Annotated in this window: 15 protein-coding genes; 7 read left to right on the forward strand and 8 right to left on the reverse strand. The window is 64.6% G+C overall.

What is annotated here, in order from left to right; translation table 11 throughout:
• The first annotated feature begins 102 nt into the window (after positions 1-102).
• The 3 genes from GA0061099_RS18775 to GA0061099_RS18785 all read left to right on the forward strand — a co-directional run bounded on the left by GA0061099_RS18775 (position 103) and on the right by GA0061099_RS18785 (position 2,989).
• Positions 103-849, forward strand: a complete 747-nt coding sequence (locus GA0061099_RS18775; RefSeq protein ID WP_036012628.1) for a TetR/AcrR family transcriptional regulator — start codon at positions 103-105, stop codon at positions 847-849.
• 253 nt (positions 850-1,102) lie between these two features.
• Entirely contained in the window at positions 1,103-1,705 is a 603-nt protein-coding gene (locus GA0061099_RS18780) for a PepSY domain-containing protein (protein ID WP_036012631.1), read from the forward strand.
• 258 nt (positions 1,706-1,963) lie between these two features.
• Entirely contained in the window at positions 1,964-2,989 is a 1,026-nt protein-coding gene (locus tag GA0061099_RS18785; protein ID WP_036028147.1) for an aspartate-semialdehyde dehydrogenase, read from the forward strand.
• Positions 2,990-3,110: 121 nt separating this feature from the next.
• Here the strand turns inward: GA0061099_RS18785 and queA are convergent, their stop codons facing one another.
• The 5 genes from queA to coaD all read right to left on the reverse strand — a co-directional run bounded on the left by queA (position 3,111) and on the right by coaD (position 6,321).
• Positions 3,111-4,184 carry a tRNA preQ1(34) S-adenosylmethionine ribosyltransferase-isomerase QueA gene (gene queA, locus GA0061099_RS18790; protein WP_074447967.1) on the reverse strand — a complete coding sequence of 358 codons (1,074 nt, stop codon included), beginning with the start codon at positions 4,182-4,184 and terminating at the stop codon, positions 3,111-3,113.
• 144 nt (positions 4,185-4,328) lie between these two features.
• On the reverse strand, positions 4,329-4,793 hold the full coding sequence (locus GA0061099_RS18795; RefSeq protein ID WP_018642141.1) for a peptidylprolyl isomerase: 465 nt from the start codon (positions 4,791-4,793) through the stop codon (positions 4,329-4,331).
• Positions 4,790-5,215, reverse strand: a complete 426-nt coding sequence (locus GA0061099_RS18800) for a hypothetical protein (RefSeq protein ID WP_036028153.1) — start codon at positions 5,213-5,215, stop codon at positions 4,790-4,792. The genes GA0061099_RS18795 and GA0061099_RS18800 overlap by 4 nt, the downstream gene beginning before the upstream one ends.
• 8 nt (positions 5,216-5,223) lie before the next feature.
• On the reverse strand, positions 5,224-5,787 hold the full coding sequence (locus GA0061099_RS18805) for a peptidylprolyl isomerase (RefSeq protein ID WP_036028154.1): 564 nt from the start codon (positions 5,785-5,787) through the stop codon (positions 5,224-5,226).
• Between the two features lie 39 nt (positions 5,788-5,826).
• The gene (gene coaD, locus GA0061099_RS18810) at positions 5,827-6,321 is read right to left on the reverse strand and encodes a pantetheine-phosphate adenylyltransferase (protein ID WP_036028155.1); all 495 of its coding nucleotides are present in this window, start codon (positions 6,319-6,321) and stop codon (positions 5,827-5,829) included.
• 268 nt (positions 6,322-6,589) lie between these two features.
• Between coaD and GA0061099_RS18815 the strand changes: the two genes are divergently transcribed.
• Positions 6,590-6,847: a hypothetical protein gene (locus tag GA0061099_RS18815; RefSeq protein WP_036012649.1), complete on the forward strand. Its 258-nt coding sequence runs from the start codon at positions 6,590-6,592 to the stop codon at positions 6,845-6,847.
• Between the two features lie 179 nt (positions 6,848-7,026).
• On the opposite strand, the gene gyrA is transcribed toward GA0061099_RS18815, so the two are convergent.
• Positions 7,027-9,759 (reverse strand): DNA gyrase subunit A, encoded by a 2,733-nt coding sequence (gene gyrA / locus GA0061099_RS18820; protein ID WP_036028158.1) that lies wholly within the window; start codon positions 9,757-9,759, stop codon positions 7,027-7,029.
• Between the two features lie 169 nt (positions 9,760-9,928).
• A complete protein-coding gene (locus GA0061099_RS18825) occupies positions 9,929-10,327 on the reverse strand; it encodes a DUF2306 domain-containing protein (RefSeq protein WP_036028159.1) in 399 nt (132 codons plus the stop codon).
• A gap of 164 nt (positions 10,328-10,491) precedes the next feature.
• Between GA0061099_RS18825 and GA0061099_RS18830 the strand changes: the two genes are divergently transcribed.
• Positions 10,492-10,821: a low molecular weight protein tyrosine phosphatase family protein gene (locus tag GA0061099_RS18830; protein WP_036028161.1), complete on the forward strand. Its 330-nt coding sequence runs from the start codon at positions 10,492-10,494 to the stop codon at positions 10,819-10,821.
• Between the two features lie 17 nt (positions 10,822-10,838).
• On the opposite strand, the gene GA0061099_RS18835 is transcribed toward GA0061099_RS18830, so the two are convergent.
• A complete protein-coding gene (locus tag GA0061099_RS18835; protein ID WP_025036423.1) occupies positions 10,839-11,333 on the reverse strand; it encodes a single-stranded DNA-binding protein in 495 nt (164 codons plus the stop codon).
• A gap of 448 nt (positions 11,334-11,781) precedes the next feature.
• Between GA0061099_RS18835 and GA0061099_RS18840 the strand changes: the two genes are divergently transcribed.
• Positions 11,782-12,564: an outer membrane protein gene (locus GA0061099_RS18840; RefSeq protein ID WP_036028162.1), complete on the forward strand. Its 783-nt coding sequence runs from the start codon at positions 11,782-11,784 to the stop codon at positions 12,562-12,564.
• Between the two features lie 239 nt (positions 12,565-12,803).
• Positions 12,804-13,502, forward strand: coding sequence for an outer membrane protein (locus GA0061099_RS18845; protein WP_036012666.1), 699 nt, complete (start codon positions 12,804-12,806; stop codon positions 13,500-13,502).
• The last annotated feature ends 53 nt before the right edge of the window (positions 13,503-13,555 follow it).

A 13,555-nucleotide genomic window follows, 5' to 3' on the forward strand; every position in this document is an offset into this window, starting at 1 on the left:
CCGTTGACGATATGGCCAATTCGGCCAGATTCGCGATGACGCCTCCGCTCCTGCGCGATATAGAGCGAATGACCGATATCACGACCGCAGGAATCATTGGGCATGGGATTGACTGCGACCAGGACAAGACCGGCAGCGCCACGGCGCGAGGTGCCGAAATCGCGTGGTGGCCGGCCGACGAAGACCGCTGCGATCGAGCGCGATCTGCGGCTGATCGAGGTCGCCACCCGCCTGTTCCTTGATCGCGGCTTCGATGCGACCTCGCTCGATGCGGTCGCGGAAGCTGCGCGGGTCAGCAAGCCCACCGTCTATTCCCGCTATGGCGACAAGCGCGGCCTGTTCGCGGCCGTGCTGAGGCGCGAGATCGAGCGCTGGCTTGCGCCGCTGTCGGCGGCGGCGGAGACGCAGCTCTCCAGCGCCTCGAACATCCCGGTCGAGCAGCGGCTGGTCGAGATCGGACGCGAGATGCTGACCTTCACCTGCGGCCCGGATGCCGTCGCCTTCAGCCGCATGATGACGGCGCAGGCCATCAACTTCCCCGACGTCGCCAAGCTCGGCAAGGAGGAAGGCTGGCTCAAGGCCGTCGCCACCACGGCTCGCTTCTTCGACCATCTGGTGGCGCAAGGCGCGCTCGATGTCGATGACACCACCATCGCAGCCGAGGTGTTCCTCGACGTCGTCGTCGGTCACACCCACCGCATGGCGACGTTCGGAACGGCGCTGGAGCTGAAGGCTGCCGAGAAGCGCATGCGCGCGGCGATCAAGCTGTTCCTGGCCGGCGCGCTGGGACCTGCCGACCGCGTCCAGGACACCTCGAAACTCGCGCCACGGCGCCGCTCCTCCCGCTGACAATTCCGTGAGCTTGCGTGCTTTCCCCAGGGGGCGACAATGCGGCGTCATTGACCGAAATAAAACGATACGGTATGGTTTCATTACAGTCGGTTCGGGCCGCTTTTTTCACTAGCCCCAAAGAGGTCCGGACCCGCTTCGATCGCCGCGGCGGGTACAGCCTGCCGCGGCGCTCCGCGGCCGGCCGATGCCCAAGGCCGGCCGCGAATTCTTTACGATCATCCGGCACACTCGCTGGCCGAGGGTTTCGAGCATGACGACTGCCCAACGATGGACCTCGCACCTGCTTGCGATCGCATTGCCCGCGCTGCTCATCGCCGCACCGGCACAGGCCATCGTGACCGCGAGCACGCCGACCGCGCTTCACAGCGACACAGATGGTGATGCCGAAGCGGACCGCCAGGCAGTCAGCCGCGAAATAGAGCGGTTCCGCAGCTCCTCGATCACGATCAGCCAGGCCATGGCGATTGCCGAAGCCCGCCATGCCGGCGCCACCACCGCCGATGTGAGCTTCGATGGCGGCTCGGGCGTGCCGGTCTACCGGGTGAAGACACTGCACAACGACCGGATCTGGCGCCACACCATCAATGCTTCGACCGGCGAACTGGTCGGCGGGGAAGCGGCCCTACCCCTCACCGAGCTCGACCGCGAGGACCGCAGCAACCTCGCAGCGCTGGGTGCGATCAGGCACCGCCTCTCCGATGCCGTACGCGTCGCCGAGCGCGCCGCCGCAGGCAAGGCCATCAGCGGCGGGCTGGTCCGCGAGCGCGGCCGGCTGAACTTCTCGATCGTCGTCGTCAGCGGCGACGACCTCAAGGAGGTCACCCTGGAGCCGCCTGGCGCCAAGGGGAAATAGCGGGTGCCAAATAGCGGCAGGCTGCCCCCGGCATCGACCGGGCCGAAAAGCCATTGACGGCCGCAAGACTCTCCCGCATAAGTCGCCGCCATGTTCACGACCACCAAACGCACGACCAAAACCACCACGGCCGAAGGGGCCCGGGGAGGCGTGCGCGCGTAGGTCGTCGACTTAAACGCATCAGCTCTACGGCAAGCCCCGCCCTCGATGGTCCGGGGCTTTTTTGTTGTCTAAATTCTCAATGCAACGGAGGACAAAGTGAGTAACGATCCCGTCGTCGCGATTGTCGGCGTCACCGGTGCGGTGGGCGCCGAATTCATCGCCACCATGGACAAGCGCGGCTTTCGCGTCGGCAAGCTCAAGGCACTGGCGAGCGCCCGCTCGGCCGGCAAGACGGTGTCGTTCCGCGGGCAGAGCGTGGCCATCGAGGAGTTGACCGAGCGCTCCTTCGACGGCGTCGACATCGCGCTGTTCTCCGCCGGCGGCAGCATCTCCAGGAAGTATGCACCGATCGCGGTGAAGGCCGGCGCCGTCGTGGTCGACAATTCCTCGGCCTTCCGCATGGACGCAAACGTGCCGCTGGTGATCCCCGAGATCAACGCGAGCCGCATCCGCGACCACAAGGGCATCATTGCGAACCCGAACTGCGCCGCGATCACCGCGCTGGTGCCGCTGTGGCCGATCCACCAGAAGAACCGCATCAAGCGCGTGATCATCTCGACCTATCAGGCGGCCAGCGGCGCCGGCGCCGCCGCGATGGAGGAGCTCGTCGAATCCACCCGCGCGAACCTCAACGGGCAGGTCTATACGCCGAAGGTGATGCCACACCCCTACGCCTTCAACCTGTTCAACCACAACACCGCCATCGACCCCGAGACCGGCTACAACGACGAAGAGACCAAGGTCATCAAGGAGACCCGCAAGATCTTCGAGGACGACAGCATCGCCGTCGGCGTCACCTGCGTGCGCGTGCCGGTGCTGCGCGCCCATTGCGAAGCCATCACCTTCGAATGCGAGAAGCCGATCAGCGAGGACCAGGTCCGTGCCATCATGGCGCGCGCGCCCGGCGTCAAGGTGGTCGACGACCGCGCCAAGAACTACTTCCCGATGCCGATCGACGCCTCGGGCCAGGACGACGTTCTGGTCGGCCGCATCCGCAAGGATCTCAGCGACCCCTCAGGCCATTCGATCTCGATGTTCGTGGCAGCCGATCAGCTGCTCAAGGGCGCGGCGCTGAACGCCGTGCAGATCGCCGAGCTGTTGCCGCAGAAGGTGATGGCGTAACGGGAGGTGCGTAGGGTGGGTTAGCCTAGCGGATGCGCGAAGCGCGGCCGCTGGGCGTAACCCACCTCTTTCATATCCGCGGAAACAGAAGCGGTGGATTACGCCTGACGGCTAATCCACCCTACGGGACCGCTCGAAACAGCAAACACGCATCGCCATACGAATAGAACCGGTATCCGCTCGCGATCGCGTGCGCATAGGCCTGCTTCATCGTCGCGAGCCCGGAGAAGGCCGACACCAGCATGAACAGCGTCGACTTCGGCAAATGGAAATTCGTCATCAGAATATCGACTGCGCGGAAGCGATAGCCGGGCGTGATGAAGATCGACGTCTCGGCGGCGAATGGCTGGATTGTGCCGTCCTCGCGCGCTGCGCTTTCGAGCAGCCGCAATGACGTTGTGCCGACGGCAACGATACGGCCGCCGGTCTTCCGCGCGGCGTTGAGCCGCTCCGCCGTTGCGGCCGAGATCGTGCCCCACTCGGCGTGCATCTTGTGGGCTTCGGTGTCGTCGACCTTCACCGGCAGGAACGTCCCTGCCCCGACATGCAGCGTCACGCGGTTGAGGCCGACGCCGCGGTCGCGCAGCGCCTGCTCCAGCGCGGGCGTGAAATGCAGCCCCGCGGTCGGCGCTGCAACTGCGCCTTCATTCGCCGCGAACATGGTCTGGTAGTCAGCGAGGTCCTGATCGTCTGGCGTGCGCTTGGAGGCGATATAGGGCGGCAGCGGCGGGCTGCCGAGATCGGCGATGGCCTGGTCCAGCGCCGGGCCGTGGAACGAGAACGCCAGCGTCACCTCGCCCTCGGTGCCCTTGGCCTCGACCTCGGCGTCGAGATAGCCGAGCAGGCAGACCTTGCCGTCGTTGCCGAAGCGGATGCGGTCGCCGGGGGCGAGCTTCTTGGCCGGCTTCACCAGCGCCTGCCAGCGCGAGCCGTCGAGGCGCTTGATCAGCGTCGCCTCGATCTTCGGCTCGGTCTCGCGGCCGATGCGGCGACCCTTCAATTGCGCCGCAATCACCTTGGTGTCGTTGACGACGAGTTGGTCGCCCGGCCTCAGCCATTGCGGCAGGTCGGAAATGATCTGATCGCGCAGCGCGCCATTCTCGACGACCAGCATCCTCGCGGAATCGCGCGGGCTCGCCGGGCGCAGCGCGATGCGCTCGGGCGGCAGATCGAAATCGAAGAGATCGGTGCGCATGAGCAGGCTTGGCGCGACACAGCCAGACCCTCATGGTGAGGAGGCGCTTAGCGCCGTCTCGAACCATGAAGGCCGGGTTGCAGCAGTGGGGCCTTCATCCTTCGAGACGCGCGTTCCGCGCTCCTCAGGATGAGGATCGAGTGACTATTCCTTGTCCGCGGCCATCCGCGCCTTGACGATCTTGTCGGGGTTCTGCACCGGCTCGCCGCGCTTGATCTTGTCGACGTTCTCCATGCCCTCGGTGACCTTGCCCCACACCGTGTACTGGTTGTCGAGGAAGCGGGCGTCGTCGAAGCAGATGAAGAACTGGCTGTCGCCGGAATCGGGATTGGCGGCGCGGGCCATCGAGGCGGTGCCGCGCACATGCGGCTCCTTGTTGAACTCGGCCTTCAGCTTCTTGCCGGAGCCGCCGGTGCCGGTGCCGTGCGGGCAGCCGGTCTGCGCCATGAAGCCCTCGATCACGCGGTGAAACACGATGCCGTCGTAGAAGCCCTCACGGACCAGCTCCTTGATACGCGCGACATGGCCGGGCGCGAGGTCGGGGCGCATCTCGATGGTGACGGGGCCCTGCGTGGTCTCGAGGATCAGGGTGTTTTCGGTGACGCTCATGCTCGTCTCTCTTGCGTTGGGGGTGAAGTCTTGTCGGGTGACGTCTTGCGGCTGCGGAACTGGATCGCGAATGGACGTCCCGCGGCGGCGCCGGCCATTGCATCGGTAAATGGCACCGGCGTGCAGCGTTGCAACGCCTCCATCACCGCGATCCGGTATTGCAGCCGGTCGTTGTCAGAGGCCTCCGCGGATTCATAGGTAATCCTCGGATGGCCCAGAATGTTTCCGGCCCGGTTAAAGCTCACCAGGACGGTGATGTCGAGTGGGCGGGCCCTCGCCGGCGACGGCGGTCTCCAGCAGGTGCGCAGGTGCCGGAAGATGTCCTGGATCGTGTCGACCTGGGCGGCCTCCACGGCCGCACGGGAGGTGGCGAGCAACAGCACCGCGGCAACCAGCAGGAGCCTGCCACCGCGGCGCGCCATGGCCGCGCCTATTTGATGTCTGAGGCGACCTGCACCTTCACCATCTTGTCGGGATCGGTGACGGAGCCGCCGGGCGAGCCGGGGGGCGCCTTCTTCAGCTTGTCGACGACGTCCATGCCCTGCACCACCTCGCCGATCACGGTGTACTGGCCGTCGAGGCTGCCGCCGTCGGCGAACATGATGAAGAACTGCGAGTTGGCGCTGTCGACGCTGTCGCCGCGCCGGGCCATGCCGACGATGCCGCGGGCAAAATGCACCTTGGAGAATTCCTGCTTCAGGTTCGGGTATTTCGAGCCGCCGGTGCCGTTGAATTTCTCGCCGTCGCCGGTCTGCGCCATGAATCCGTCCATGACGCGGTGGAACGGCACGTTGTTGTAGAATCCCTCACGTGCGAGCTGCTTGATGCGCTCGGCATGCTGCGGCGCGATGTCGGTCCTGAGCTTGATGACGATGCGGCCCTTGGTGCTGTCGATGACGATGGCGTTGGCCTTGTCGAGATTTGCCGGCAATTGCTGCGCCACCGCCGGCGCCGCGAACAGAAGCGCGGCAAGAACTGCGAGAATTCGGATCATGACAACTCCGGATCAGAGAGAAGAGGAAGCGCGCCGTTTTCAGGCGAATTTGGCCTTGAGCTGTGCCGCGACCTGCGGCGGGACGAAGGCCGAGACGTCCCCGCCCATGCCGGCGATCTGGCGCACCAAAGTGGCGGTGATCGGGCGGACCATGGGAGAGGCCGGCAGGAAGACCGTATGCACCTCCGGCGCCATGGCCTCGTTCATGCCTGCGAGCTGCATCTCGTAATCGAGGTCGGTGCCGTCGCGCAGGCCCCGGATCATGATGGTCGCGCCGTGCTTGCGCGCCGCGGTCACCGACAGATCGTCGAACGTCGTCGCCTCCAGCACGCAGCCGGCCTGCGCCGCGATCGGACCGCAGACGTCCTCGAGCATCTTGAGGCGCTCCTCGGTCGAGAACAGCGGCTTCTTGCCGGGATGCACCCCGATCGCGACCACGAGCCTGTCGCACAAGGAAACGCTGTGCCGGACCACGTCCAGATGGCCGTTGGTGATGGGGTCGAAGGAACCTGGGTAGAAGGCGATGCGCGGCATGGCCCCGTCCTACCGCGCCCCGCCCGGGCCGGCAAGCCGGGCAGGTTTCCTAGCCCGTTTCCGGTCCAGCCCCTCCGAAAATGTCCCGTTGGGCGTCAGCGGCAGCCGGTTTGTTTCGTCCTCGGGCGGCCACGAAACAAAACGGAGCGCGAACGAAACCATTTCCCACATCGGCGAAGACGTCCGGAAACTGGCCATGGTTACTAATCCGGCCAACGAATGACGGGCCGCGTACTGGGCGTAGGCGGCCGCATCACAGGGGACTGTCATGATCAAGACCATTTCAGCGATCGCTCTGTCTGCGTGTGTTGCCGCGGCCCTCACCCTCCTGCCCGGCTTTGCCCCGAAGGTCGAAGCCAGCGTGCCGCAGCCGCTGGCCAAGAGCGACCGGCTCGACATCCGCAGCATCGGCCGTGACTGCTCGCAGCAGGCCTGGCCGAACTTCGAAGCGTCCTGCCTGCGTAGCGCCGGCACCAAGGCCAACGTCCGCGAGGCCCGCCTCGTGACCGCCAACCGCACGCCGTAATCGGATCTGTCAGGTTCGCGTCGGGCGGGTCCCTCAAGATCCCAGGAACATTTGTGACGTCTCGTCGCAGACTACGCGACGCTCGCGCCCGTCGGAATGGCCCGACGGGCGCGATCTCGTTCAGGGGGCACTATCGGCTGCGAGGAACGGCGGGTGGATGAGTCCCGATTCGCCAGCCTCTATTCCCCGTTCGCTCCATTCCCGTTCTCGGCCTCTTCCGTGATGTGCTCGACTGACACCACGTGCTCGTCCTCGGCGGTGTCGAACACGATCACGCCTTGCGTCGAGCGGCCGGCGATGCGGATGCCTTCGACCGGGCAGCGGATCAGCTGGCCCTTGTCGGTGACCAGCATGATTTGATCCGCCTCCTCCACGGGGAACGAGGCGACGAGATTGCCGTTGCGGTGGTTGACGCTCATAGCGACGATGCCTTTGCCGCCGCGGCCGGTGGTGCGGTACTCGTAGGACGAGGTCCGCTTGCCGTAGCCGTTGACGGAGACGGTCAGCACGACCTGCTCCTGCGCCGACATCTCGACATAGCGCTCCTGCGGGAGCTGGAAGCTGCCCGAGGTCTCCTCGGCCTCGGCATCGGCCGGCGCCTCGTCTGCGGCGGCTTCGCCCGCGACCGCGCGGCGCATCTTCAAATAGGCCGAGCGCTCGTCCGAGGTGGTGTCGACGTGGCGCAGGATCGCCAGCGAAATCACCTTGTCGCCTTCGCCGAGCGCAATACCGCGCACGCCCATCGAGGTGCGCCCGGTGAATACGCGCACATCGGTGACGGGGAAGCGGATGCACTGGCCGCCGGCAGCGGTCAGCAGCACGTCGTCGCGCTCGGTGCAGATCTGCACGTCAACGATCGCCTCGTTGTCGTCGAGCTTCATGGCGATGATGCCGGAGCGGCGGACGTCGACGAAGTCGGACAGCTTGTTGCGCCGGACGTTGCCGCCCGTGGTCGCGAACATCACGTCGAGCTGGCCCCAGGTCGATTCATCCTCCGGCAGCGGCATGATGGTGGTGATGCGCTCGCCCTGCTCCAGCGGCAGGATGTTGATCATGGCCTTGCCGCGCGCGTTCGGCGCGGCCATCGGCAGCCGCCAGACCTTTTCCTTGTAGACCTGGCCGCGCGAGGAGAAGAACAGCACCGGAGTATGGGTCGAGGCGACGAAGAGCCGGCTGACGAAGTCCTCGTCGCGGGTCTGCATGCCGGAGCGGCCCTTGCCGCCGCGGCGCTGCGCCCGATAGGCCGATAGCGGAACGCGCTTGACGTAGCCCGCATGCGAGACGGTGACGACCATGTCTTCGCGCTGGATCAGGTCCTCGTCCTCGACCTCGCCCTCCTGCTCCATGATCACGGTGCGGCGCGGCGTTGCGAACTCGGCCTTCACCTCGGCAAGCTCGGTCTTGATGATGTCCAGGATGCGCGCGCGTGAGCGCAGGATCGCGAGATAGTCGCCGATCTCCCCGGCGAGCTTCGACAGCTCGCCGCCAATCTCGTCGCGGCCGAGCGCGGTGAGACGTGCGAGACGCAATTCGAGGATCGCCCTCGCCTGCTCCAGCGACAGGCGGATCGTGCCGTCCTCGTTGATCCGGTGACGCGGGTCATCGATCAGCGTGATGATGTCCTCGACGTCGCGCGCGGGCCAATCGCGCGTCATCAGGGTGTCACGGGCCGCCGCCGGTGTCGGCGAGGTGCGGATCACCTTGATGATCTCGTCGATGTTGGCGACCGCGATGGCGAGGCCGACCTGCTCATGGGCGCGCTCACGCGCCTTGCGCAGCTTGTACTTGGTGCGCCGGGTAACGAGCTGCTCGCGGAAGCCGACGAAGATCGTCAACATATCCTTCAAATTCATCGTCTGCGGACGCCCGGAATCGAGCGCAACCGCGTTGACGCCGAAGCTCGTCTGCAGCGGGGTGAACTTGTAGAGCTGGTTCAGTACCACGTCGGGCACGGCGTCGCGCTTGAGCTCGACGACGACGCGATAGCCCTCGCGGTCGGACTCGTCGCGCAGGTCGGAGATGCCCTCGATCTTCTTTTCCTTGTAGAGCTCGGCGATGCGCTCGACCATCGTCGCCTTGTTCACCTGATACGGAATCTCGGTGATGACGATCGCCTCTCGATCCTTGCGAATGGTCTCGAACGTGACCTTGCCGCGCATCACGATGGAGCCGCGGCCGAGATGGTAGGCGCTGCGGATGCCCTGGCGTCCAAGGATGATGCCGCCAGTCGGGAAATCCGGGCCGGGAATGATGTTGATGAGCTCGTCGATGGTCAGCGAGGGATTGTCGATCAGCGCAATACAGGCGTCGATCACCTCGCCGAGATTGTGCGGCGGGATGTTGGTCGCCATGCCGACGGCAATGCCGCCCGCGCCGTTGACCAGCAGGTTCGGGAACCGCGCCGGCAGGACCACCGGCTCCTTCTCGGAACCGTCGTAATTGTCCTGGAAGTCGACGGTGTCGCTGTCGATGTCCTCAAGCAGCTTCAGCGCGATCTTGGTCAGGCGGGACTCGGTGTAGCGCATGGCCGCCGCCGGGTCGCCGTCGACCGAGCCGAAATTGCCCTGCCCGTCCACCAGCAACTCGCGCATCGAGAAGTCCTGCGCCATGCGCACCAGCGCGTCGTAGATCGCCTGGTCGCCATGAGGGTGGTATTTTCCCATGACGTCACCGACGATACCGGCGGACTTCTTGTGCTTCTTGTCGGGCGTGAAGCCCTGCTCGTTCATCGAGAACAGGATGCGCCGATGCACCGGCTTCAGGCCGTCGCGCGCATCGGGCAGCGCGCGCGACACGATCACGCTCATGGCGTAATCGAGGTAGGACTTCTTCATCTCGTCGAGGATGGAGACGGGGCGAATGTCCGAGGGTTGCGCCGGCTGGTCGCCGGGCTTGTTATCGTCGTCAGCCAAGGGGAAATCCGGTGAGGTTTTATCTGGGAATCATATAGCGCATCACACCCCTGATAACCACCCTTGCCGAGCTCTGGGGAAGCGCTTTTTCCCACTGTTTTTCCAGAGACTTACGCCCTTCGCGCCACGGCCGCGGACGGGGCCGGAACGGACTGGGCGGAACCGGCTCTCACGCCCCGAAAGTCACCCGGTGCATGATGCGCCCAGGCACCAGCGTGAACAGTCCCGCCACCACCAGGGCGCCGAAGAAGATCAAGATCATCATCCGCCGGTGGTCGGCGACGCGATGGGTGCGCGCACGCCATACCGCCAGCGGCAGCACCGCCAGGGTGAAGATCGACAAGAAATGGATCGGGCTGAACGGCCCGACCAGACGGATCTCGTGGATCCAGAACGACGAGGCGGCCACGAACACCATCAGGACCACCCAGATCCAGCCGATAGTCCGGTGCGGCAGCGTGCCCTTGGGGGCGGAGAACTGGAAGAGGCCAAGCACAAGGGCGGCCATTGCGGCAAAGGCATGCAGCGGGACCACCGGCGCGGCCTCAAGCAGCGGCGCAAGGCTCATGCAGGGCTTCCTCGTGTCCGGCGGAGGCGCACATAAGCTTAGGCCGGAAAAGCCGTCGACCAAAGAACTGTATTTATGTAGCAGGAACTCTCGGAAGCCCGCCCGAGAAGCACCGACCAATCATTCCCGCCGATACCTGCCCGATCGTCTCCGAGAGCGGCAAAGTGACCAACGTCCTTTTCGTCTGCAGCGCCAATCGCCTCCGCAGCCCTACCGCCGAGCAGGTGTTTTCGACCTGGCCGGGGATCGAGACCGACTCGGCCGGCATTTCGAACGGCGCGGACGTCTTGCTGTCCGCCGAGCAGATTGAATGGGCCGACGTCATCTTCGTCATGGAAAAGACCCACCGGACCAAGCTGAACCGGAAATTCCGGTCCAGCTTGAACAACAAGCGGGTCATCTGTCTCGACATTCCGGACGACTATGAATTCATGGATCCTGTCCTGGTGCGGATCCTTGAAAACCGAGTTGGCCGTTATCTGCGCCGAGACTAGCCGCCTCTTCCGAAGTCCTAGAACGGGATATCGTCGTCCATGTCGCTGTTGCGGCCGCCGCCGGCGGCAACGGGACGGCGCGGCGCGCTGCTGACGGGTCCGGAGGAGCCGAAGTCGCCGCCCGGCTCGTCGCCGAAGCTGCCACCTCCGCCGCCGCCACCGCGGCCGTCCAGCATCGTCAGCGTTGAGTTGAAGCCCTGCAGCACGACCTCGGTCGAGTATTTCTCGACGCCGCTCTGGTCGGTGTACTTGCGGGTCTGGAGCGCGCCTTCGATGTAAACCTTTGCGCCCTTCTTCAGATACTGTTCGACGATCTTGCAAAGCGGCTCAGAGAAGATCACGACGCGATGCCACTCGGTCTTCTCCTTGCGCTCGCCGGTGTTCTTGTCGCGCCAGGTCTCCGAGGTCGCGATGCTCAAATTCGCGATCGGCCGCCCGTCCTGGGTGCGGCGGATTTCGGGATCCTTGCCGAGATTTCCAACCAGAATGACCTTGTTGACGCTTCCCGCCATCGCCGCTCTCCACTCCGAATGCCACTGAATTTCAAAAGGGCGAATCCGCTGCCCGCGTTCCTCTGCGCCCGCTAGGGCGACCCTATACGCTTGCGGGCACCGATCAGCCTGCCACCCCCAAGGTTATCCCCACATATAGCATCGCACGCACGCTTGTTCCAGATTTGTTCTTCGGCACGAGCGAGCGGAAATTTCCCGCATGTCCTCTCATGCCACAAAAAAGGACAGCCCTCGAATGGAACCTTTTTGGGTTCCCGAGTATGGCAAAAACCATTTAACATTCATCAAGTTGGAACCCATTCAATCAATCCGCAAGTGTGGCATTCCGGAGACGGACTCTGCCCTTTCCTTAGGCTACCTTTGCCTTGGAATTGATTCATATGGGTGTCGCGTCTGATCAGCCGCTTCGGGGACTTTCATGAAGCGGACGAAACTTGGGGAGACTGCAATGAATAAGATTCTTTTCGGCGTAATCAGTGCAATGGCATTGGGGCTGTCGGCTCCGGCAAGCGCGGCGGATATGGCTGCGCGTCCCTACACCAAGGCTCCGGCCCCGGCGGTCGCCGCGGTTTACGACTGGAGCGGCTTCTACATCGGCGTCAACGGCGGCGGCGGCACGAGCCGCAAGTGCTGGGACTTCGTGACCCCGGTCACGGGCGTTCTGGTGGCTGAAGGCTGTCACGATGCGACCGGCGGCACGGTCGGTGGTCAGATCGGCTACCGCTGGCAGTCGGCCAATTGGGTGTTCGGCCTCGAGGGCCAGGGCAACTGGGCTGACTTCTCGGGGGACAACGTCAGCCTCCTCTTCCCTGGAAGCGCTTTGGTCACCGGTGATCGTAACCGCTCTCACATCGATGCTTTTGGCCTGATCACGGGCCAGGTCGGTTATGCCTGGAACAACGTGCTGCTCTATGTGAAGGGCGGCGCCGCCGTAGTCGGGGACAAGTACGACGTCTATGCCGCGCCTGGCACGCCTGGCGCCGGCACGCTGCTGGCGTCGGCTCGCGAGACCCGCTGGGGCGGCACCGTTGGCGCCGGCCTGGAATTCGGATTTGCTCCGAACTGGACGCTCGGCGTCGAGTACAACCACATCTTCCTCGGCGACCGCACGATCGCCTTCACGACGCCTGCGGGCGTTGCCTTCGGGAGCGATCGCATCAGTCAGGACGTCGACATGGGTCTGGTCCGCTTGAACTATCGCTTCGGCGGCCCGCTGGTCGCGAGGTACTGATATCCCTCTCATTTCGCGAGCAAATGGAAGGGCCGGCCCTGCGCCGGCCCTTCTTTTTTTCGGCACATGCCTGGACGTAAATAAGTCAGTAACCATCACCTTTTGGACTGTTGTGGCTTTTCGGAGACACAACTTGCGGCTTTGGTGGTGTAAAGACGGCGTCAGTTGGGCCGTTTGAGTCCGCTGCCCTTCCGCCACGGAAGGCAACAACAGAAACTGGGACTGGGATTAAGTTGAAAATGAAGAAGGTTTTGTTGGCTTCGGCCTGTGTATTCGCCCTTGCGGCCCCCGCTTCGGCTGCTGATCTGGCAGCCCGCCCCTACACCAAGGCCCCCGCGCCTGTGGCCTCGGTCTACAACTGGACCGGCTTTTACCTGGGTATCGTCGGTGGCGGCGCCTGGGAAAACAGCTCCGATGATCCGCGCATGCAGGGCGGTTTCGTCGGCGGCACCGTTGGCTACAACTGGCAGACCTCCAACGTCGTGTTCGGCATCGAAGCTGATGGCGCGTGGGCTGACGTAAACGCCTCGGCGACCGGTCTTGTTGATTTTGGTGGCGCCCTCGTTCCCACGACGGTCAGTTCGCGTATCGACGCGCTCGGCACCGTGCGTGGTCGCATCGGCTGGCTCGCTTCCCCGAGCGTCCTGCTGTACGCCACGGGTGGTTACGCCTGGATCAACAACAAGATCAGCGTCAGCGCGCCCCCTGTTCTGAGCCTCTCGGAGAGCCAGTTCCATTCGGGCTGGACGGTCGGCGCGGGCGTCGAGGCGATGTTTGCTCCGAACTGGTCGGTCAAGGGCGAGTACCTCTATCGCAGCCTGGGCGGCGAGACCTACTTCTCGGGCGTCTTCCCGGTCAACACCGGCACTCTCGACCTCCACACCGTGCAGGTCGGCGTGAACTACCACTTCGGCGGCCCGGTCGTCGCCAAGTACTGAGCTTCGTCTCTGACGCATCATCGTCACGAAAGGCCGGCCTCGCGCCGGCCTTT

The sequence above is a fragment of the Bradyrhizobium yuanmingense genome, from assembly GCF_900094575.1.
Taxonomy (GTDB): domain Bacteria; phylum Pseudomonadota; class Alphaproteobacteria; order Rhizobiales; family Xanthobacteraceae; genus Bradyrhizobium; species Bradyrhizobium yuanmingense.